The organism is Cellulomonas septica, assembly GCF_012396155.1.
GTDB classification, from domain to species: Bacteria; Actinomycetota; Actinomycetes; order Actinomycetales; family Cellulomonadaceae; genus Cellulomonas; species Cellulomonas septica.
In genome coordinates this window covers 1-2,087 of record NZ_JAAXOY010000622.1, presented here as the reverse complement: position 1 = coordinate 2,087, position 2,087 = coordinate 1, and the positions used below count along the sequence as shown (strand labels likewise).

3 protein-coding genes are annotated in these 2,087 nt (G+C 73.8%); all 3 read right to left on the bottom strand.

What is annotated here, in order from left to right; all coding sequences use genetic code 11:
* Positions 1 to 159 precede the first annotated feature (159 nt).
* A complete protein-coding gene (gene rplL / locus HGA02_RS17370; RefSeq protein WP_124342754.1) occupies positions 160 to 552 on the bottom strand; it encodes a 50S ribosomal protein L7/L12 in 393 nt (130 codons plus the stop codon).
* An 87-nt stretch (positions 553 to 639) separates the two neighbouring features.
* Positions 640 to 1,170: a 50S ribosomal protein L10 gene (rplJ, locus tag HGA02_RS17365; protein WP_124342753.1), complete on the bottom strand. Its 531-nt coding sequence runs from the start codon at positions 1,168 to 1,170 to the stop codon at positions 640 to 642.
* A 327-nt stretch (positions 1,171 to 1,497) separates the two neighbouring features.
* The coding region (locus HGA02_RS17360; protein ID WP_168680461.1) for a CHAT domain-containing protein at positions 1,498 to 2,087 on the bottom strand (590 nt) is incomplete at its 5' end.

Sequence of the window (2,087 nt, the reverse complement as noted above, 5' to 3'; positions counted from 1 at the left end):
GGCCTGCCGGGCCTCGGCGGGCACGCGGGCCACCCCTGAGGCTGCCCTCCCCCGCCGCACCGCGCCGGGGACGACGAAGGCCGCACCCCCGGACGGGGTGCGGCCTTCGTCGTGCAGTGCGCCTCCGGCAGCCGGTCGCAGGACCGGGCCGGAGTCAGATCACTTGAGGGTGACCGTGGCGCCGGCGCCCTCGAGCTGCGCCTTCGCCTTCTCGGCGGCCTCCTTGTTGACACCCTCCAGGACGGCCTTGGGGGCCTCGTCCACCAGGTCCTTGGCCTCCTTGAGGCCGAGGGACGTGAGGGCGCGCACCTCCTTGATGACCTGGATCTTCTTGTCGCCGGCCGCCTCGAGGACGACGTCGAACGAGTCCTTCTCCTCCTCGGCCTCGGCCTCGGCGCCCGCGCCACCGGCGGCGGGGGCCGCGGCGACGGCGACGGGGGCGGCGGCGGTGACCTCGAAGACCTCCTCGAAGGCCTTCACGAACTCGGAGAGCTCGATCAGCGTGAGGCCCTTGAACTGCTCGATGAGCTCGTCGGTGCTGAGCTTCGCCATGATGGCGTTCCTTTCGTCGGGTGCCCGGTCAGCCGTGCCGGCTGCCGAAGCAGATGTGGGGGTGTGCGCGACGCGTGACCGCGAGGGTCAGGCGGCTGCGCCTTCCGACTCCTGCTTCTGGCGCAGGGCATCGATGACACGGGCGGCCTGGGCGGTGTTCGCGGTGAAGACGTAGGCAGCCTGGTAGAGCTTGGCCTTCATCGCACCGGCCGCCTTGGCCAGGAGCACCTCGCGGGACTCGAGGTCCGCGAGCTTGGTGACCTCCGCGGCGGTCAGGGCGCGTCCGTCGAGGACACCGCCCTTGATGACCAGCGCGGGGTTCGCCTTGGCGAAGTCACGCAGACCCTTCGCGGCCTCGACCGGGTCGCCGGTGACGAAGGCGATCGCCGACGGGCCCTTGAGCGCGTCGTCGAGGCCCGTCAGGCCGGCTTCCTTGGCCGCGATCGCGGTCAGCGTGTTCTTCACCACGGCGTAGGTTGCGTTACCGCCGAGCGCCTTGCGCAGCCGCTTGAGCTGCGCGACGGTGAGCCCGCGGTACTCGGTCAGCACGGCCGCGTTGGACTCACGGAACCGGTCCGTGAGCTCTGCGACAGCGGCTGCCTTGTCCGGCCTCGCCATGGCAATCCTTCCGATGGTGGTGCCACCGGTCTGCGCCCCGAGAAACGAAAGAGCCCCGCGCAGGCGCGGGGCTCGGCGTCGGGACGCGGCGGGGCCGGTCCGTCGGGGAACTCTCACCTGCGCTGGCCTCCGCTGCTGCGGGACTTCGGTCGAGGTCACGGAACGCGACGCCGACGACCGGCGGTCTTGGGCCCCACAAGACTACGACACGTCCCCCGCGCCACCCAAATCGCGTGCGCCGCACCGCCGCCGGGCCGGTCAGGGCGCCGGATCGGTCAGGGCGCCGGATCGGTCGGGGCGCCGGGGCCGGTCACACCGCCACGCCGGTCAGACCGGGGCGCCGAAGCACATGAGCGGCGCGACCGTCCCCGTGCGGTCGGCGTCCTCGGCGACCGCGGTCGCGACCGCGCGCGCCACCGGGGCGCCCTCGCGCAGCAGCACGTGCGTGCGCGTCATCACGCGCATCGCCGTCTCGTCTGGCAGCGGGGCGATCGCCGCCACCACGCAGCCGACCCCGCGACGAAGCAGCACGCTCGCCATGCCGAGCGCCTCGCCGCCGGCCCGCACCGACGCGCGGCCGACCTCGCAGCTCGACAGCACGACGAGGTCCGGCGTCTGCGCACCCGCGTCGAGCTCGTGCGCGAAGAGCGGGCCGTCGGCCAGGCGGACCGACGAGAACAGCGGGTTGTCGGGCTCGTGCCGGCCGTGCGCGGCCAGGTGCACGACGCCCGGCGACCCGAGCAGCGCGATCATGCGCGCCACCGTCGCGTCGGCGCCGACCACCGCCTCGCCGTCGGGCCAGAGGGCCGCGACCTCGCGCACCTCGTCGTCGGCGTGCCGCAGCCCCGGACCGGCCGCGGCCGTCACACGACCCGGCATCGCGCCGACGGTCCCCGTGTACCGGACCCAGTGGTGCA